This is a genomic window from Serratia sp. 2C06 (assembly GCF_050037615.1).
GTDB classification, from domain to species: Bacteria; Pseudomonadota; Gammaproteobacteria; order Enterobacterales; family Enterobacteriaceae; genus Serratia; species Serratia ureilytica.
This window is the reverse complement of the sequence record NZ_CP188299.1, coordinates 4440598-4458292: the sequence shown is the minus strand read 5'-3', so window position 1 is coordinate 4458292 and position 17695 is coordinate 4440598. Positions and strand designations below refer to the sequence as shown.

The following is a 17695-nucleotide window of genomic DNA, read 5'->3' as shown; positions in this document are numbered from 1 at the left end:
GGGAATGATTTGGTGTAGATACTTTGCGTGAATTTTTGCGCCTCATCGCTTGCGCCGTCATAACTGAACTCTGCATAAAGTTGTATGTCTTTTTTTTCCCTGGGCGTCGGCCAGAGAGGCAAGCACGCTGCCAAGACAGTCTTCTTCAGAAATATAGAGGGTCTTCAAATAGATGCTGACGTAATTCTCTTTCTTGATGCTCGCGCCAAAATTGAAAAAGTTAATCACGCCGCTATCCGTTTTTTTCATGTTATCAATTGCCGCCAATCGCAGCGCGGAAACCGCAGGATGGAAGTGATCTATCTCTGCATCAACGCCATCCCCTGAATCGTCGAAAAATTTTGGCAGGTGCACATAGCGATGCTCGGGAATGCCGTCGAGAAACAGCAATGGGATGGCGGAGGACACGTCCCACGATTTACTTTTGCGATACTGCATCGGCGAGGTTCTGAATTGCTTGCGAAACGCCCGTTCAAAGGATTGATATGACTGAAAGTTCAGCGCTTTAACGATATCGGAAATAGAGAGGTTCGTCGCTTTCAACATAAATGCGGCGCGAATGAGTTTTCTGCCCCTCACATAGCTCCCGAAAGTCATCCCTGTTTCATCTTTAAACGCTTTTTGGATATGCCCGCGTGAATATCCGCTTTTTTCTGACAGCATCTCAACGGTGAGCTTCTCATTGAACCCACTTTCTTCCACCCAGGCGAGCAGCTCCTCAATGACTTTGGTTATAAACATGCAGGAGCTCCCTTTTAGTTATCTGCCTAATGGTTGCGTTGGGTAAAATAACGCGTTATCGGTATTCAGCGATAAGCCCCCAATTTATCCGTTCTTTTAGGAAATATCCTGAGTATAGAACGCTTGCAATATTAACGCGGTAAATTAAAAAAAATGTACTTAAAAGTGTCATTTACCAAATAGCAGCGTATGGCGAAGAAGGAGAAAGTGCAGGGATACATTTTAAGTGTATTAATTTATTGATTTTTATGAGTTTGTATGAATGAATCAAGGCGGTTGGAGCACATTTTTTGCTCATTGATAGATAAAAACTCTATATGGCTGTCAATTTATTGACAGTAACATCTTTTCGAATCGAAATAATTAACTATTCTATGTTTAAGAGTGGGTGGTTAAGCGGCAAATAGGCCAGGCAGGGGATTGCGCAATTAAATAATGGTTAATCCAAGGGGGTATCAAGGATAATGACATTCAGGGAGGAGTATGAGGGGGGTATTTTCACGAGAAATAGCGTTTGCTATTTATCTTCTGGCTGTGGCCTGCGTTTTTTGAGGCAGAATAAACGCTGAGCGTTGTTCTGTCTTGGCGTCCGTGGTTTATCAGCGTTTTTCCACACGACTTCTTTGTGAATCTCATCTTGTGCGAGAGGTGAATCGGCATCTTTCGCCCTGGAAATGATTTTTGTGCAACGTGATGCGTGGATATATTTGAACGGATATGGGAATGCCATTCTTCGAAAGAAAGCAAGCCGGACAGCTTTTGGTTCCGCAAGAAGAGAGATGCATTCAATAATAAAAATAGCAAGATGACAGGCTTTACTATGGATTGTTCTAACAAGTTCAGACGCAATATTTTAGATGAGATAATCGCTATCATTGAAAAAGCCATTGATACACAAAGCCATGTATCAATAAGGGCGCTATCCATTAAGTCAGGGTATTCCATCGGGCATTTACAGCGGATGTTCTATTTGTATGAAGGGATGAAGATAGGGACCTATATCAGAAAGCGCAGACTAAGCCGCGCGACGTTATTGCTGAAATGTACCGATATGAAGATCTATGAAATCGCGTTGCTCTCCGGGTTTAGTTCTCAGCAATCATTTAGCCGTGCGTTTTCAAATCAATTCGGTTGCCCGCCGAGAACATTCAGAACCCTGCGCGATTGGCCTTTTCTCAATTATCAACCGATTATTGGCTTCGATAAAGAGCCTTTCCCCAGCAGCATCGTGTACTTGAATTTGCATGAGTATTACGAGAATAAAAGGATCGTGCAACTGCTTTCGCCGGTAATCAGCCGGGGGCAGATGAAGGTAAACGTAAAGAATCCAATAACCTGTAGCCTGTACAACGCATCGGCAAAGTACATTGCGATCAGACGCAATGAAAAAAAGATGAGCGAAAACGAGTTCATCCTATCGCTCTATGAGGGGGTGTTGGCTTCCCTGGATATCTTCATCACGCAAAGCGTAATCTTTAAAATTCACGATCACTGCCCCGGTGAAAAGGAAAATGTCAGCATGTGGTATTTCATCCCGATAAAATGAGCTCTTTTTATCGCGCGCGGCAGCAGGTTGCCTGATCACAACGGAAAGCTTGGGTTATGCCATCGATATTTTGATGGCGCCCTCCCGTCAACGCCCCATAAGCCTGTTGCCGCCAACGGAACGGTTGGTGAAGAAGAAAAAAAACCGACCGCGAGGGTCGGTAAGCATGGGGTATTCAATAGGTATGACAACACTACAATTAAATAATAGCGCGCGTTGAGGTTTTGTCTTTACCGAAAAGTGTTATCTCACGGAACAATGGACTCGGCATGCGCGCATCCTCTTTGGCAATAAGACGTGAGGCCTGCGACGCGCAGGCGTCATGAAATGAAGATAAAAAAAGCCGGCGATTAACGCCGGCCAATGAAACATCGACAATCTCTCTGAGATGCACGGCCCTACACGGGAAATAAGGCCATGCAGTTGCTATGTAATCCTACCTGGCGCGCTTTTTTTTACCAAAAAACGATATTTTTGGCAGGGAAGCGGGGAAATAAAAAAGCCGGTCGTGACGACCGGCGAATGCGAAAATAACAGGGTAACGTTAATTGAAAGTGCACATAAAATGATAGCGAATTAATCCTAGCACTGACATCGGCGGTATATTTTACCTAAAAATGTCTTTGCGGCATTGGCATTACCGCCCGGCTCCGACGGCGATATGAGTTTGTGCGCAGAGGAGAAAGGGCGGCCGATGCTGCGCCCTCCGAAGCCAGGCTAAGATCCCAGCGGCCAAACCGCCTCGCGCACGGCGATCGCTTTGGGCAACAGCCCCAGGGCGTAGAAGCGGTCGGCGATGCTTTGCTGCTGGCGGATCACCTGCAAATCCATGGCGCGGATCTCGTGGCTGCGGCGCGACAGCGCGAGTTCCAGCGAGGCGCTCGCCAGCCCCAGTTCGTCGGAAAGGTGACGAGCGGCTTCTCTCGGCTGCGCGGCAATGTAGCGGCCGGTGTGCTGCAATGCTTGCATCAGCGGCTGCAACAGATCGCCCGAGCGCTCGGCGAACTCGCGGCGCGCCAGATAGAATTGCTGATTGAGCACCCGTTGGGTGCCGTCGGCGATCACGCGCAGTTCCCCGCTGCGCTGCGCGTCGCTGAGCAGCGGATCCCACATCATCCAGGCGTCCACCGCCTGCAGGTCGGTCGCCGACAGCGGATACTTCGGCGGCGCATAGACGATGCGCACATCGTTCAACGTCAGTCCCTGTTCGTCCAACATCTGCAGCAATAAATAGTGCACGTTGGAGCCTTTGTTGAGCGCGATGCGTTTGCCGCGCAGATCGGCGGCGCTGCGTATCGGGCTGTCTTGCGGCACCACCATCGCCACGCTTTGCGGCGCCGGCGGCTCAAACCCGACATACACCAGCGCGTTGCCCTGCGCCTGCGCGAAGATCGGCGGCACTTCGCCGGTGGTGCCGAAGTCTATTTCATCGCCGTCGAGCGCGTGCAGCAGCTGCGGCCCGGCGGGAAACTCGCTCCACAGTACGCTGATGCGCTGTGCGGCGAAGTGCTGTTCCAGGCTTTGCCGCGCCTTGAGCACGCCGAGGTTGCCAAATTTTTGATAGCCGATGCGCAGTTCGCGTTCGGGCAGCGGCGCTGCGCTGATGGCCGGCGAATGCGCGGGCGCGCCGACGCTGCGGCGGCGCGGTTTGATCAGACCAAGATGCGCCAAATGGGTGCGCAGGGTATTGCGGCTGACGCCGAGCAAGGCCGCCGCCTGCAGCTGGTTGCCGCCGCTGCGTTCGAAGGCGTTGCGCACCAGCGCATCCAGCACCCGTTGGTAGAGCTGGGTACCGTCGCCTTGCAACTGCTGCTGCACGAAGCGATCGATGGCGTCGTCACCGCCGCCGCCGTGATCCGTCAGGCGTTGCGTGAGCCGCAGTTGCTGCGGGGCGATCGGCCCCTCCTGGCTCAGCAAGACCGCATTATGCAGCGTGTTCTCCAGCTCGCGCACGTTGCCGGGCCAGGGGTAGTCCAGCAGCGCCTGCTGCGCCTCCACCGTCAACTGCAGCGGCGGCCGTCCCAGCCGGCGGGCGTACAGCGCAAGAAAGTGTCTGGTCAGCGCCGGAATGTCCTCCGGCCGCTGGCGCAACGGGGGTAAGGTCACCGCCGCGACGTTCAGCCGGTAATAGAGATCTTCGCGGAAGCGTCGTTGGCGGATTGCGCCGGCCAGATCGACGTGGGTGGCGGCGATGACCCGCACATCGATCTTCAGCGGTTTGCGCGAACCGACGCGGGTGATTTCTCGTTCCTGCAACACGCGCAGCAGCTTGACCTGCAGCGACAGGTTGAGTTCGCCGATCTCGTCCAGCAGCAGGGTGCCGCCTTCCGCCGCTTCGAACCAGCCCTGATGGGTGCCGACGGCGCCGGTGAAGGCGCCTTTCTCATGGCCGAACAATTCGGCTTCCGCCAGGCTTTCCGTCAGCGCGCCGCAGTTGACCGCCAAAAAAGGGCGATGGCGGCGCACGCTGTGGTGGTGCAGATAGCGCGCCACCACCTCTTTGCCGGTGCCGGTTTCGCCGACGATCAGTACGGTGGCATCGGTGGGGGCCAGCCGATCGAGCACGCTTTGCAGAGCGAGCGACGCCGGATCGATCAGCACCGGTTTGTCGGCGGCGAACGGTTGGGGATCGTACATGGGCGTCTCCTGGCTGACGGCGAAGGGGGGAAAAAAATCTTATCCCAGCCCATGAGCGGCCGCGAGAGGGCCAAAGGCGCACGGTGCTGCATTGGCAACAGCTTTTCGCCGCCGCCTGCTGCCAATGCAGCAGCGCTTGGGCGGTGATGTCTTTTCAACACATTGATATGCATTGCTTTTTAAAATCCGCCACTGTGGCATGCATCCTGCTTTTCGTTTTATAACCAAGCAAGATTTTTCTATCGATAAATATTGAGAATAGTTATATAGGAAAAGCATAAATGACTGAGTCAGCGAAAGAACGCATCAACGTTTTCTGGTTTCTGCCGACCCACGGTGATGGCCGCTATCTGGGCACGGCGCAGGGCGGGCGCCCGGTAGACCTGCCTTACTTGCAGCAAGTGGCGCTGGCCGCCGATAACCTTGGCTATTACGGCGTGCTGATCCCAACCGGTAAAAGCTGCGAGGATTCCTGGCTGGTGGCGGCGGCGCTGGCACCGATCACCCGTCGGTTGCGCTATCTGGTGGCGGTGCGCCCCGGCCTGCAGCCGCCGAGCCTGGCGGCGCGCATGGCCGCGACGCTGGACCGGTTGTCGGACGGGCGCCTGCTGATCAACGTGGTGACCGGCGGCGATCCGGTGGAAAACAAAGGGGATGGCATCTTCCTCAGCCATGCCGAACGCTACGAGGTGACACAGGAATTTCTCACGGTGTATCAACGGCTGCTGCAAGGGGAGAAGGTGGATTTCAGCGGTAAGCATATTCGCGTCGAAGGCGCCGAGTTGCTGTTCCCGCCGGTGCAGGAAAACGGCCCGCCGCTCTATTTCGGCGGCTCCTCGCCGGAAGCGATCGACATCGCCGCCGGGCAGATCGACACCTACCTGACCTGGGGCGAGCCGCTGGCTCAGGTGGCGGAAAAGCTGGCGGCGGTGCGCCAGCGCGCCGAGCGGCAGGGGCGTAAACTCAGCTACGGCATTCGCCTGCACGTTATCGTGCGCGAAACCGAAGACGAAGCCTGGGCGGCGGCTGAGCGCCTGATCGCGCATCTGGATGACGACACCATCGCGGCGGCGCAGCAGATCTTTGCGCGCATGGACTCCACCGGCCAGCGCCGCATGAGCGAGCTGCATGGCGGCTCGCGCGAGAGTCTGCGCATCGGCCCCAACCTGTGGGCCGGCGTCGGCCTGGTGCGCGGCGGCGCCGGCACCGCGTTGGTGGGCAATCCGCAGCAGGTGGCTGCGCGCATACGCGAGTATCAGGCGCTGGGCATCGACAATTTCATCCTTTCCGGCTATCCGCATCTGGAAGAGGCCCACCGCTTCGCCGAACTGGTGATGCCGCTGTTGCCGCTGGCGCAGCCGGCCCATCAGACGGCCCGCACGATCAATACCGGCCCGTTCGGCGAAACCATCGGCGGCGATCGTCGCCCCGACCCGTTACAGCGGGAGGGCTGATGGCGAAGCGTGCCCATATTATCGTTATCGGCGGCGGTTTCACTGGCGCGGCGCTGGCGATCCAGCTGGCGCGCGGAGCGGTGGATGTCACGGTGATCGAACCGCGCGCGGCGCCGGGCTATGGCGTGGCCTACTCGACCACTGAACCGACCCACCGCATCAACGTCCCGGCCGATCGGATGCAGCTGGCGGATGAGCCGGCGGGGGATTTTGACCGCTGGTATCGCCTGGGCGGCGGATTGGTGGCCGATCCGCAGGCGTTGTGGCGCGACGGTAAAGCCTATCCGCAGCGCGGCGCCTTCGGCCGCTATGTCGAGGAACGTTTCCATCAGGCGGCGCAGTCGGGCCGGGCCCGCTTGCGGCACCTGCGCGATCGGGCGCTGCACCTGCAGCCGCAGGCGCAGGGCGCGACCGTCATCACCGCGGGCGGCGAACGGCTGTGGGGCGACTATGTGGTGTTGGCGACCAGCCATCCGCCGCCCGCGCTGCCGCGGCAGATCGCCCCGGAGCTGGCGCGCGATGCGCGTCTGATCGCCAATCCCTGGGCGGCGGAGGCGCTGGACGAAGTTGAACCCGGTGAGGCGTTGGCGATCGTCGGCACTGGGTTAACGATGGCCGATACGGTGGCGGCGTTGCACCGCCGCGGGCATCGCGGGCCGATTACCGCCTTCTCTCGTCACGGCCTGCTGCCGCGCCCCAATGCCGAAGGGGAGTACCCGACATGGTCGTTTGCCCCGCCCGCCGGACTGCGCGATGGGGTGCGGCAGGTGCGCCTTGAGGTGGCGCGCGCCGCTCGGCAACGGGTGCCGTGGCAGGCGGTGTTGGACGCGGTGCGCGCCCAGGGGCAGCGCCTGTGGCAAGCGTTGACGCCGACCGAACAGCAGCGCTTTCTGCGGCATTTGCGCGCCTATTGGGACGTGCATCGCTATCGCCTTGCGCCGCAGGTGAGCACGCTGCTGGCGGAGCAACAGGCGGCGGGCACGCTGCAGGTATTGGCCGCTCGTTTGCGTAGAGCGGAGCGAACGCCGCAGGGCGTAAGGTTGACGATTCTGCCGCGCCAAGACGCAGAGCGGGCGCTGCAGGCGCAGCGGCTGCTGATCACCACGGGCCCGGCCCATGCCGGGCTGATCGCCGCCAGCCCCTTGCTCCATTCACTGGCGGAGCAGGGGGCGCTGCGCGCCGATCCGCTGGGGCTGGGGCTGTGGGTCAATGCCGACAGCCAGGCGATCGGCGGCGACGGCCTGGCCAACCCGCGCCTGCTGGTGGCCGGCCCGGCGGCGCGCGGCCGCTTCGGCGAACTGATGGGGCTGCCGCAGGTGGCGGAACACGCCGAAAGCGTCGCGCGTCATCTGCTGGCGGCGATCGCCGCCGGAGGGTGACAGTGCGATTTACCGGCAGACTCAAGCGTCAGTCCGCCCACACCTGCGTGCTGCGCGGGCTGTCCATCTGATAATCCGAATAGGGGCGAGTGAAGAACTCGCGCCCCAACTCGCGGGCGGCCCGCAGCGGGTTGCGCGGATCGCGGGCGATCTCGCCGCGCTGGTTGCCGGCGCCGTGCACCAGCCCAACGAAGGCGGAATGGGTGTAGCGGCTGAACTCCTGGATCTGATGCACGATGCCCAGCGCCGCGCCGGGGTAGGCCTCTTCCGACGCCACCGCCAGCCCGATGCGCTTGCCGCTCATGCGTTGGTGCACGTCCGCCGCCTGAGGGTAGGCATTGGAATAGAAGCTGAACGAGCGATCGAAAAAGGCCTTGGTTTGCGCCGACATGCCGTACCAGTAAATCGGCGTGCAAAATACCGCGCCGTCGGCCGGCAGGAAGTGCTCCAGGAACAACTCGGCGTAGCGATCGGCCGGCGGCGGCGTATGGCGTTCATCGCTCAGAAAACCGCTCAGGTAATCGTCGAGAAAATGCAGGCTGGCGACGGTGCCGGCTTCGGCGGCGCCCGCCATGATCGCCTGTGCCAGCGTGGCGCTGTTGCCGTCGCGGCGCGGGCTGCCGACCAGCACCGCCAAACGCTTGGGTTGATGAGTTGCATTCATGTCATATTCCTCTGTGTGAAATGAATTCAGCCTTACTCTAGAAACAAACCCCGGCGGGCGACAAATGACGGCTTTTCTGCCAGGATGAATTCAACTCACTTGGAGAGGCTTCGCCATGTTCGCCACGCTGCCCGTCAACGCATTACGCACCTTCGAATCCGCCGCTCGCCTGCGCAGCTTCAAACTGGCGGCGGCCGAGCTGGCGGTGACGCCGACGGCGATATCACACCAGATCAAAGCGTTGGAGCAGCAGTTGGGGTTTGCGCTGTTCGAGCGGGTGCCGCGCGGCGTGCGGCTGACACCGAAGGGGGAAACGCTGTTTGCCGGGGTGCACGGCGCGCTGCTGGACGTCGCCGCCACGCTCGAAGGCCTGCGGCCGCAGCCCAGCGCAGGATCGCTGTGCGTTTCGGTGACGCACTCGTTCGCGGCGCTGTGGCTGGTGCCGCGCCTGGGGCGCTTCTATCAGGCGTATCCGCACTATCTGGTGCGCCTGGAGGCCTGCGCCGAGGTGATCGATCTGCAGCAAGACGCCAGCGTGGACGTGGCGGTGCGCTACAGCCGCGCGCACTATCCCGCGCTGCATCAGGCGGCGCGGCTGGAGGAAAGCTTTGGCGTCTACGCCGCGCCGGGGCTGGCCGCCGCCGAGCCGGAAAATCCGGTGCTGATCACCGTCAAGTGGGGGGATTCGGCGCTGTACGACAGCGGCTGGCATGACTGGTGCCGGGCCGCCGGGGTCGATTGGTGGCGGCGCCATGCGGCGATGCGCAGCTATCACGAGGAGCATTACGCCCTGCAGGCGGCGGTGGCCGGGCAAGGGTGGGTGCTCGCCAGCTCGGTGATGGTGTCCGAGATGGTGGACAACGGCCTGCTGGCGGCGTACCGGCCCGAGGTGCGCGTACCGGGCGCCGCATACAGCGTGCTGTGCGCGCCGGGGCGCGAGCGGCATCCGCCGGTCAGGGCGTTTCTGGCCTGGCTGCAGCAGGAATTGCCGCAGGACAATGGCACGAAATAAAAGTTTTACCGTCCTAAGCTGTGGGAATATCAGCGAACTTTTGTTTTTACTTCACTGCGAGAACCTATCATGAGCCAGCCAAGAATCTCCGATTACCCGATTGATGCGCAATTTATCGAGCGCTGGTCGCCGCGCGCGATGACCAACGACGCCATCGACGATCAAACGCTGCTGAGCTTCTTTGAAGCGGCGCGCTGGTCGCCTTCGGCCTACAACATTCAGCCGTGGCGCTTTGCCTACAGCAAGCACGGCTCCGACAGCTGGGAGAACTACCTGGAGTTCCTGATCGACTTCAACCGCGGCTGGGCGCAACACGCTTCGGCGCTGGTGGTGATCGTCTCCAAAACCACCAGCCTGAACGGCGAGCGGCTGGTGGACAACCCGACCCACGCGTTCGACACCGGCGCCGCCTGGGCCAACCTGGCGCATCAGGCGCACCTGAAAGGCTGGCTGACCCACTGCATGAGCGGCATTCACCACGACAAGATTAAGGCGGCGCTGCAGCTGCCGGACGATTATGCGGTGCACGCCATGGTGGCGATCGGCAAACCGGGCGACAAATCCCGCCTGCCGGATTTCCTGCAGGAGAAAGAAGCGCCGTCGGGCCGCCTGCCGCTGGGCAACACCGTCAGCGAAGGGCTGAATTTCACGCTGTGATCGCGCCTTCTCGCCGAGGCCCGCTTGGCGGGCCTTTTTTATGCGGCGAGTAAAACTTTGGGAGTATGTTCGCGTTCGCCCATTCGCTGTATATTTTGTTATATAGCGATTGCGTGATAAGGAGGAACCGATGGGGGATCATTTTGGCAAAGGGCTGTTGGCGGGATTAAAAGCGGACAACCTGAAACCCGAGGCGGAGCTGTCGCGCTTTTGCTCCGACTACAAGCGCGGTTTCGTGCTCGGCTATGCGCACCATTTGGCGCAGCGCTGCGGCGACGAGAACCGGGCGGCGTTCGAGGCCGGGCAGCTCAGCCGCGCCTATGGGCTTGGCAGCGAGCCGATGAGCGAGTTCTTCTCCGGCGGCGACAGCCGGTTGGCGGAGAAGTTTTTCCGCGCCGGCTATAACCGCCCGGCGCAGGGTTAGGGCAGACGGCCGTCAGGCGGCGCTCAGCACTGCCACCATATACACGCACGGTTGGTCGCTCTGATTTTCAAATCGGCAGTCCGCTGGCGGGCCGAGCTCCAGGCAGTCTCCCTCGGCCATCTCATGGCGCGCGTCACCCTCGATAAAGACCAGTGCGCCGGATAAGACCCAGATCAGCTGACGTTTGAACGCGTACACCGAAGCCGGCATCGGGATCGCCGCGCCGGCCGGCAGTTCGATGCGCACCAGATCGAGCGGCAAATCGGTGCGGGGCGACACGTGGCGCCGCACGTAACCGCTCTCGGGATCGACCCAGACCGGCTGATCTTCCCGGCGCAGCAGCCGGCCTTCCTGCGTTTCCGCTCGGGCGATCAGCTTGGACATGCTGAGGCCGAACGCGCCCGCCAGTCTGCCCAACAGCATCGCCGTCGGGCTGCTCTCGCCGCGTTCGATCTTATGAACCATCGCCCGTGAGACGCCAGCCCGTTCGGCCAAATCGGACAGCGACCAGTGGCGCGCTTCGCGTTCAATGCGAATGCGTGCGCCGATCAGCTGATTTAGATTGTCTAATTTAATATTCATATCGTAGTATTATAGTGGACAATTGGCCGGGGTAAACCATGATTATACGAAATGCGACGTTCAACGATAGCGCGGCGATTGCCGCTATCTATAACGACGCGGTGTTGAACAGCACCGCCATCTGGAATGAACAAACCGTGGATGCGGCCAACCGCGCGGCGTGGATCGGCGAACGGCAGGCGGCGGGTTACCCGGTGCTGGTGGCGGTGAACGCCGAGGACGAGGCGATCGGCTACGCGTCGTTCGGCGACTGGCGCGCCTGGGACGGTTATCGCCACACCGTGGAACATTCGGTGTATGTCCATCAGGCGCATCGCGGCGCCGGGATTGGCAAGGCGCTGCTGCTGGCGCTGATCGCACGGGCGCGGGAAATCGGCAAACATGTGATGGTGGCCGGCATCGAATCCGGCAATCAGGCCTCGATTAAGCTGCATCTGGCGCTGGGATTCCGCGACGTGGGGCGCATGGAACAGGTGGGCGCCAAATTCGGCCAATGGTTGGATCTGACGTTCCTGCAACTGAGGCTCGACGAACGGGTGACGCCGCCCGCGCGCTGATCCCGGGAGACAGGGCGATGAATATGCTATTGCTGCTGATCGCGGCCGGGATGGGGCTGGTGGTGCAGAATCTGCTGATGGTGCGCATCACCGAAAGCGTCTCGACCATCCTTATCACGCTGGTGATCAACTCCAGCGTCGGTTTGTTGCTGCTGGTAGGGTTGCTGCTGGCCAAAAACGGCCTCGGCGCGGTGACGGAAGTGACCGGCGCCGCCAGGTGGTGGATGCTGTTGCCGGGGCTGCTGGGATCGCTGTTCGTGTTCGCCGGCATCCTGGGCTACCAAAAACTGGGCGCGGCGGCCACCATTTCGATCCTGGTCGCCAGCCAGCTGTGCATGGGGCTGTTGGTGGACGTCTACCGCGCCGGCCCGGCGGCGCTGCGCGAGAATCTGCCGGCGCTGTTCGGCGCTCTGCTGCTGGTGGCGGGCGCCTATCTGGTGGCGAAACGCAGCTTTTGACGGCGGCTGAAAGGCAAAAAGCCCGCTCGGGTTTCCCTGAGCGGGCTTCTCTAAATATGGCTCCTCTGACTGGACTCGAACCAGTGACATACGGATTAACAGTCCGCCGTTCTACCGACTGAACTACAGAGGAATCGTGTGAACGGGGCGAATAATAGCGGGGCGGTTGCGGCTTGTAAAGCGCGAAAACGCCCGGCGCGCGCGTTTGCTGCAAGATTACCCAACCTGCTGCTTTTTCTCGCTTTTATCGCTTACCTCACGCGCAGCGCCGCCGGATTGCCCGCTGAGGCGGCGCCGTTGCCTGCCGGTGGTGCAACGCGTGCCCTGCGTTGTGGCGCGCCTCGCCCGATAAACGGCCATTTGTCGCCGTTTTTGGCCTTTTGACGACTCTGGCCTGGATCTTGCTGCGGTTGCATGACCGGATTTCGGCATTCTCAATTTAGCGGCTCGCTGGAGGCACTATGAATCTCAGACGTCTGAAGTACTTCGTGAAAATCGTCGATGTCGGCAGCCTGACCCAGGCGGCGGAGGTGTTGCATATCGCCCAGCCGGCGCTCAGCCAGCAGTTGGCGACGCTGGAGGGGGAGCTGAAGCAACAGCTGCTGATCCGCACCAAGCGCGGGGTGCAGCCGACCGAGGCCGGCAACATTCTGTATGCCCACGCGCAAACCATTTTGCGCCAGTGCGAGCAGGCGCAGAGCGCGGTCAACAGCGCCGGGCAGGCGATGAGCGGCCAGGTGTCTCTCGGGTTGGCGTCGGGGAGCACCGCAGCGCAGCTGGCGCTGCCGCTGCTGCAAACCCTGCGCGATCAGCAGCCGGGCATTTTGCTCAGCCTGCATGAAAACAGCGGCGCGGCGCTGGCCGGACAGGTGGCCAACCAGACGCTGGACATGGCGATGGTCTACGGCGCCAAAATGCCCGCCGGTCTGCACACCGTCGCGCTGATGCGGGAGGATCTCTATCTGGTGGCGACGCGCGCGGTGCCGCATCCCGGTAACAGCGTCGAGCTGCTGGACGTGGCGCGGCTGAACCTGTTCCTGCCGCGCGAGGGGGATGCGGTGCGCAACCAACTGGAGGAGGCGATGGCGCTGCGCAAGCTGGCTGTCAACGTGGTGGGGGAGATTGAATCCTCGGGTGCGCTGAGCGCCGCGATCGCCGGCGGGTTGGGGGCGACCGTATTGCCGGAGTCGGTGGCGCGCGCGATGATCGGCCCGGCCAAGGCCTGGATGGCGCGCATCAATGCGCCGACGATGTCGGTGCCGCTGTCGCTGTGCATGTCGGGCCAACAGTCGCTGTCCGCCCCGGCGCTGCTGGTGAAAGACCTGCTGCTGTCGATCGCCGGTGGCCGCAGCCAGGAGAAGCGCGCGCTGGCGCTGGTGCGTTGAGGAAAAAACGGCCCGCCGCAGCGGGCCTGAGCACCGTTATCGGAACGGCGGTTCGTTGAAGGTGCGCAGCTTGCGTGAGTGCAGGCGATCGCCCTCGGCGCGCAACAGATCGATGGCGCAGATGCCGATCTGCAGGTGTTCTGAGATTGCCCCTTCATAGAAGCGGTTGGCCTGGCCCGGCAGTTTTATTTCACCGTGCAGCGGTTTGTCGGAGACGCACAGCAGCGTGCCGTACGGCACCCGGAAGCGGTAACCCTGAGCGGCGATGGTGGCGCTCTCCATGTCGACCGCCACCGCGCGGCTGAGGTTGAAGCGCCGCGCCGAAGCGGAGTAACGCAGCTCCCAGTTGCGATCGTCGGTGGTGACCACCGTGCCGGTGCGCAAACGCTGTTTGACCTCTTCACCGGGCATGCCGCTGACCATCTTGGTGGCGTCGTACAGGGCGCGCTGCACCTCGGCGATGCTCGGGATCGGGATATCCGGCGGCAGCACCGCATCCAGCACGTGATCGTCGCGCAGATAGGCGTGGGCCAGCACGTAATCGCCGATCTTCTGGCTTTCGCGCAGGCCGCCGCAGTGGCCGATCATCAGCCAGGCGCTCGGGCGCAGCACCGCCAGGTGATCGCAGATGGTTTTGGCGTTGGACGGGCCGACGCCGATGTTGATCAGCGTGATCCCTTGGCCGGTGCGCGAGATCAGGTGATAGGCCGGCATCTGGTGGTTTTTCCACGCCAGATCGGACACCGCCTGTTCGGGCGCGCTGGTTTCCGGCGTGATGTAGGTGCCGCCGGCGCTGGAGAGCGCGATGTACGGGCTGGCCGGATCGGCGATCTGCGCGCAGGCCCAGCGCACGAACTCGTCCACATAGCGGGTGTAGTTGGTGAACAGCACGAACGGCTGGAAATGCTCCACCGGGGTGCCGGTGTAGTGCCGCAGACGCGCCAGCGAGAAATCCGCGCGCAGCGCATCGAAATGCGACAGCGGGAAATGGTTGTCGGTGGTGTGATACAGGCCGTCGGCGGTCTCGTCACCGATCTGCGCCAGCTCGGTGGTGGGGAAATGCTGCGCGATACCGGCGCTCATTGAGCGATCGAGCGCCAGGCTGGAGCCGTCGATCACATAAGGGAACGGGATCTCCTGCTGCGACGGCGCCACTTCGATATGGGCGGCGTAGTCGTGTTCCAGCATCGCCAGCTGTTCGGCCAGATAGTGGCGGAACAGCTGCGGCCGGGTCACGGTGGTGCTGTAGCTGCCGGGATGGGTAAAGCGGCCGAAGGCGCGGGTTTTGTTCGGGCCGGACTGCTGCCCGTCCCAGCTGACGCGCAGCTCGGGATACACGAACAGCCCGGCGGCGCGCGCCTGCGGGTCCGGCAGGGTGCCGTGGCTGATAAAGTCACTGACCGCCTGCCGCAGCGCGTCTACCGCGGCGTCATACAAGGCTTCCAGTTGATCGAGTGCCTGATCGGCGCTGAGGCCGCTGCGAGGTGGGGCATAGCTCATACTTTCTCCTTCGATGTCCCGGCTCTGGGGCGGGATTGGCGGCGTTTCACCGTCACAGGTTAGCCGAAGCAGGGCGTAAAAGCTTGGTCGAAATGACGGGCACGGCAAAGAAATTACCGCGCCCGTGAAGGCGGGGGGATCAGGAGGCGGGAGCGGCCGCTTCGACCTTCAGCGATACCAGGCCGATGCCCAGCTTCTTCGGCGTGAAGCCGCCGCTGGCGCTCTCTTTCGGCTCGGTCGGTGCCGGCGGGGTAATGCTGATCTTCTGCGCGCCACGCGGGTTGTCGAAACGCAGGGTGACGGTGCTGTCCTGCTCGCCGAGCGACACGAAGCGCTCTTCGTCGCCGACGCGCACCGAAATCGGTTCGCCGACGTTGTTGCCGTAGGCGCGGGCGCGCAGCACCAGATCGAAGCTTTTCGGCAGCGGATCGACATAATCGATGTCGACCGCCGGCGCCAGGTTGGCGTCGGACCAGCGGCCCCACTCCTCGACGGCGGAGACGCCGGTAATGGCTTTCACCTGTTCCGGCATGCCGGGCAGCATGAACTCGATGGCGTCCGCCCGGTACTTCATCGCCGCGTCGTCCACCTGCAGGCGGGCGACGGCGTTTTGGTAATCGGCGACGCTGTCCGCCGCCGGGCCGGTAAAGTTCACCTTGCCACGAAAGCGCTCGCCGCTGGCCCGCACGATCTGCGGCGGCGAGGCCAGGGTGCCGGAGGCCACGCAGATGTCGGTGCTCAGCGCCAGCTGCGGCGCCCAGACCCGGCCGATCTCGTAGCATTTATCGACCCAGACGAATTTCTCCCCCGCCCCCAGCCCGGCCAGCTGCTTGCGCAGCGGGGTGGAGAGGTAGACGTTGAACATCGGTTCGATGCGGTTGTCGCCCACCCGCAGGATGAACGGCACCTTGTAGGTGACGCCGGAGAAGCTGAAGCTGCGCTGGCGCGTGTCCACGCTGTAGTCGCTGATGCGGTTCGGCAGGCCCCACTGATTGATCACCGCCGGTTTCCAGCCGTTGATTTTCTCTTCGATATTCAGGAACACCGTAGACAGCGACGGCGCCGACAGGCTGCTGCGGCCGAGGCCGATATAGTTGTCACCGCCCATCACGTCCAGCACCGTGGCGCCGTTATCCAGCGTGCTGCGTTTCTCGTTGCGCTGCTCCGCCTGCGGCCGGGTGCCGTCGATGATAAAGAACAGGTTGCGGCGCTTCTGTTTGGTCAGGATGTCGTAGGCGGTGTTGTTCATCGCCAGATGATCGGAGGACACCACGATCACGGTGTTGCTGAAATAGGGCGAGCGTTTGATTTTGTCGATCAGCGCGGCGATGTGTTGCTGGCTGCAGGCCACCGCGCTCAGCGAGCGGTTTTCCTTGTTCTGCCAGGCGTAGCTTTTCTTGCTGCAGCCGGCGGAGATAAAACCGTCCGGGTGATGGGTATCGACGGTCAGGGTAAACAGCGAGAACGGCTGGCGCTGTTTGGACAGCTCGACAAACTTGCCGTACACCACGTCCAGCACGCTGTCGTCGTACCAGCCCCAGTCGTTTTTGTAGCTCGGATCGGCGACCTGTTCGCGCAGCTCTTTGAAACCGTAAATGTGGTCGAAGCCGTGGGATTTCAGGAAGGTGTCTTTACCGGCGAACGCCAACTCGGCGCCCTGATAGAAAGAGTTGCTGTAGCCGGCGGCCTTCAGCACGTCGCCCAGGCAGACGTTCTCCGGGTAGAAGGTGGAGACCGCGCTGGAGGCGTTGCCGTCGAAGGGCGCGAACAGCGGAATGCCGCACTGTGAGGCGACCATGCCGGCGATGGTGTAACCGGTGCCCGGCAGCTGCTGGGTGTTGCTGAAATCGATGCTGTCTGCGCGCAGGGCGTTCAGCTCGTCGGCCAGGCCGGGAAACAGCTCGGTATCGAAGTAGGTGCGCTCCAGGCTCTCGGCATAGATGTACACCAGATTCGGCCGTTTGCCCTGCACGGTCTTTTTCGGCGCCTTGTAGTAGGTGGTGAAATCGGCGGTATCGCCGACGATCTGGCTCTTGACCAGCAGCGAGATGTCCTGAAACGCCGGGGTGGTGCCGACCGAAAACAGCGCCAGCAGCACGGCGACGAGACTGTAGGCCACGCTGCTGCCTTTGGCCTTGCGGCGCAGCAGGCTGCGGGCCAGCACCGCGAAGATAAGCCCCAGCGCCGCCAGCAGGCCGATGAACGGCAGCACGTATTTGCTGATGCCCGCGCCTTTGAGGCTGCTGGTGACGGTGTAGATCACCGCATCGGTGATGCCGTCGCCGGTGAAGTAGTTGCTGGCGATCAGAATGACGTTCAGCACCAGATAGCTGCCGAGCAGCGTCAGCAGAATGGCGAACCACCAGCGGTTGGCGGCGGCCCGGGTGCGATAAATCAAGATCGACGCTAAAAAAAGAACAAACGAAACGACTGCGAGAACCATCCGCCAAACCTTGTCTGATTGGAAAAAAACGTTGCTGCCCTGGTCTGCGCCGCCGACCGTGCCGCGGCGCGAAAAGTGAAGGGTATAGCCTATTGTCGGCGGCGGAACAACGCGCGATGTCCCGCTCCGGCCGACGGTCGGCGGCTATTGTACATTTTTATGACAATAGTGTGACGTTAATCACGTCGGCGGCGGCCGCGGCGGCGAAATCTTGCTGGTCGGAGGTTTCGCTCTACGCTTAATGAGCGCCACGACG

General features: G+C 61.3%; 15 protein-coding genes and 1 tRNA gene. 9 read left to right on the top strand and 7 right to left on the bottom strand.

Going from position 1 to position 17695, the window contains the following annotated elements; translation table 11 throughout:
• Window positions 1-57 precede the first annotated feature (57 nt).
• The gene (locus tag ACP3TA_RS21830; RefSeq protein ID WP_426784430.1) at window positions 58-741 is read right to left on the bottom strand and encodes a helix-turn-helix domain-containing protein; all 684 of its coding nucleotides are present in this window, start codon (window positions 739-741) and stop codon (window positions 58-60) included.
• A gap of 697 nt (window positions 742-1438) precedes the next feature.
• Between ACP3TA_RS21830 and ACP3TA_RS21825 the strand changes: the two genes are divergently transcribed.
• Window positions 1439-2287 (top strand): helix-turn-helix domain-containing protein, encoded by an 849-nt coding sequence (locus ACP3TA_RS21825; RefSeq protein ID WP_223524802.1) that lies wholly within the window; start codon window positions 1439-1441, stop codon window positions 2285-2287.
• Between the two features lie 717 nt (window positions 2288-3004).
• Here ACP3TA_RS21825 and ACP3TA_RS21820 read toward each other — a convergent pair.
• A complete protein-coding gene (locus ACP3TA_RS21820; RefSeq protein ID WP_206196386.1) occupies window positions 3005-4924 on the bottom strand; it encodes a sigma-54-dependent Fis family transcriptional regulator in 1920 nt (639 codons plus the stop codon).
• 281 nt (window positions 4925-5205) lie between these two features.
• On the opposite strand from ACP3TA_RS21820, the gene ssuD reads away from it, so the two are divergent.
• Together ssuD and ACP3TA_RS21810 are read left to right on the top strand one after the other, a co-directional pair.
• Window positions 5206-6378 (top strand): FMNH2-dependent alkanesulfonate monooxygenase, encoded by a 1173-nt coding sequence (gene ssuD / locus ACP3TA_RS21815; RefSeq protein WP_426784429.1) that lies wholly within the window; start codon window positions 5206-5208, stop codon window positions 6376-6378.
• Window positions 6378-7757 (top strand): FAD/NAD(P)-binding protein, encoded by a 1380-nt coding sequence (locus tag ACP3TA_RS21810; RefSeq protein ID WP_069099982.1) that lies wholly within the window; start codon window positions 6378-6380, stop codon window positions 7755-7757. The genes ssuD and ACP3TA_RS21810 overlap by 1 nt, the downstream gene beginning before the upstream one ends.
• A gap of 28 nt (window positions 7758-7785) precedes the next feature.
• Here the strand turns inward: ACP3TA_RS21810 and ACP3TA_RS21805 are convergent, their stop codons facing one another.
• The gene (locus ACP3TA_RS21805) at window positions 7786-8421 is read right to left on the bottom strand and encodes a flavodoxin family protein (protein WP_047574567.1); all 636 of its coding nucleotides are present in this window, start codon (window positions 8419-8421) and stop codon (window positions 7786-7788) included.
• 115 nt (window positions 8422-8536) lie between these two features.
• Here ACP3TA_RS21805 and ACP3TA_RS21800 point away from each other — a divergent pair, with 115 nt between their 5' ends.
• From ACP3TA_RS21800 to ACP3TA_RS21790, 3 genes are all read left to right on the top strand, one after another.
• The gene (locus ACP3TA_RS21800; RefSeq protein ID WP_033643692.1) at window positions 8537-9433 is read left to right on the top strand and encodes a LysR substrate-binding domain-containing protein; all 897 of its coding nucleotides are present in this window, start codon (window positions 8537-8539) and stop codon (window positions 9431-9433) included.
• 69 nt (window positions 9434-9502) lie between these two features.
• Window positions 9503-10090: a nitroreductase family protein gene (locus ACP3TA_RS21795; RefSeq protein WP_033643691.1), complete on the top strand. Its 588-nt coding sequence runs from the start codon at window positions 9503-9505 to the stop codon at window positions 10088-10090.
• Window positions 10091-10220: 130 nt separating this feature from the next.
• Window positions 10221-10514 (top strand): DUF2623 family protein, encoded by a 294-nt coding sequence (locus ACP3TA_RS21790; RefSeq protein ID WP_033643690.1) that lies wholly within the window; start codon window positions 10221-10223, stop codon window positions 10512-10514.
• A gap of 12 nt (window positions 10515-10526) precedes the next feature.
• Here ACP3TA_RS21790 and ACP3TA_RS21785 read toward each other — a convergent pair whose 3' ends face one another.
• Entirely contained in the window at window positions 10527-11096 is a 570-nt protein-coding gene (locus ACP3TA_RS21785) for a helix-turn-helix domain-containing protein (protein WP_033643689.1), read from the bottom strand.
• A 38-nt stretch (window positions 11097-11134) separates the two neighbouring features.
• On the opposite strand from ACP3TA_RS21785, the gene ACP3TA_RS21780 reads away from it, so the two are divergent.
• Together ACP3TA_RS21780 and ACP3TA_RS21775 are read left to right on the top strand one after the other, a co-directional pair.
• Window positions 11135-11653 carry a GNAT family N-acetyltransferase gene (locus tag ACP3TA_RS21780; RefSeq protein ID WP_033643688.1) on the top strand — a complete coding sequence of 173 codons (519 nt, stop codon included), beginning with the start codon at window positions 11135-11137 and terminating at the stop codon, window positions 11651-11653.
• A gap of 17 nt (window positions 11654-11670) precedes the next feature.
• On the top strand, window positions 11671-12111 hold the full coding sequence (locus ACP3TA_RS21775; RefSeq protein ID WP_033643687.1) for a DMT family transporter: 441 nt from the start codon (window positions 11671-11673) through the stop codon (window positions 12109-12111).
• Between the two features lie 57 nt (window positions 12112-12168).
• Here ACP3TA_RS21775 and ACP3TA_RS21770 read toward each other — a convergent pair.
• A tRNA-Asn gene (locus ACP3TA_RS21770) sits at window positions 12169-12244 on the bottom strand.
• A gap of 328 nt (window positions 12245-12572) precedes the next feature.
• Here ACP3TA_RS21770 and nac point away from each other — a divergent pair.
• Window positions 12573-13496 carry a nitrogen assimilation transcriptional regulator NAC gene (nac, locus tag ACP3TA_RS21765; protein WP_033643686.1) on the top strand — a complete coding sequence of 308 codons (924 nt, stop codon included), beginning with the start codon at window positions 12573-12575 and terminating at the stop codon, window positions 13494-13496.
• A gap of 36 nt (window positions 13497-13532) precedes the next feature.
• Here the strand turns inward: nac and ACP3TA_RS21760 are convergent, their stop codons facing one another.
• Together ACP3TA_RS21760 and opgB are read right to left on the bottom strand one after the other, a co-directional pair.
• On the bottom strand, window positions 13533-14996 hold the full coding sequence (locus ACP3TA_RS21760; protein WP_033643685.1) for an AMP nucleosidase: 1464 nt from the start codon (window positions 14994-14996) through the stop codon (window positions 13533-13535).
• A gap of 139 nt (window positions 14997-15135) precedes the next feature.
• Entirely contained in the window at window positions 15136-17439 is a 2304-nt protein-coding gene (opgB, locus tag ACP3TA_RS21755; RefSeq protein ID WP_142002647.1) for a phosphatidylglycerol--membrane-oligosaccharide glycerophosphotransferase, read from the bottom strand.
• Window positions 17440-17695 lie beyond the last annotated feature (256 nt).

Coding starts and splice junctions, on each gene's coding strand:
- ACP3TA_RS21830 (WP_426784430.1), bottom strand. CDS start 741: ATGTTTATAACCAAAGTCATTGAGGAGCTGCTCGCCTGGGTGGAAGAA.
- ACP3TA_RS21820 (WP_206196386.1), bottom strand. CDS start 4,924: ATGTACGATCCCCAACCGTTCGCCGCCGACAAACCGGTGCTGATCGAT.
- ssuD (WP_426784429.1), top strand. CDS start 5,206: ATGACTGAGTCAGCGAAAGAACGCATCAACGTTTTCTGGTTTCTGCCG.
- ACP3TA_RS21810 (WP_069099982.1), top strand. CDS start 6,378: ATGGCGAAGCGTGCCCATATTATCGTTATCGGCGGCGGTTTCACTGGC.
- ACP3TA_RS21805 (WP_047574567.1), bottom strand. CDS start 8,421: ATGAATGCAACTCATCAACCCAAGCGTTTGGCGGTGCTGGTCGGCAGC.
- ACP3TA_RS21800 (WP_033643692.1), top strand. CDS start 8,537: ATGTTCGCCACGCTGCCCGTCAACGCATTACGCACCTTCGAATCCGCC.
- ACP3TA_RS21795 (WP_033643691.1), top strand. CDS start 9,503: ATGAGCCAGCCAAGAATCTCCGATTACCCGATTGATGCGCAATTTATC.
- ACP3TA_RS21790 (WP_033643690.1), top strand. CDS start 10,221: ATGGGGGATCATTTTGGCAAAGGGCTGTTGGCGGGATTAAAAGCGGAC.
- ACP3TA_RS21785 (WP_033643689.1), bottom strand. CDS start 11,096: ATGAATATTAAATTAGACAATCTAAATCAGCTGATCGGCGCACGCATT.
- ACP3TA_RS21780 (WP_033643688.1), top strand. CDS start 11,135: ATGATTATACGAAATGCGACGTTCAACGATAGCGCGGCGATTGCCGCT.
- ACP3TA_RS21775 (WP_033643687.1), top strand. CDS start 11,671: ATGAATATGCTATTGCTGCTGATCGCGGCCGGGATGGGGCTGGTGGTG.
- nac (WP_033643686.1), top strand. CDS start 12,573: ATGAATCTCAGACGTCTGAAGTACTTCGTGAAAATCGTCGATGTCGGC.
- ACP3TA_RS21760 (WP_033643685.1), bottom strand. CDS start 14,996: ATGAGCTATGCCCCACCTCGCAGCGGCCTCAGCGCCGATCAGGCACTC.
- opgB (WP_142002647.1), bottom strand. CDS start 17,439: ATGGTTCTCGCAGTCGTTTCGTTTGTTCTTTTTTTAGCGTCGATCTTG.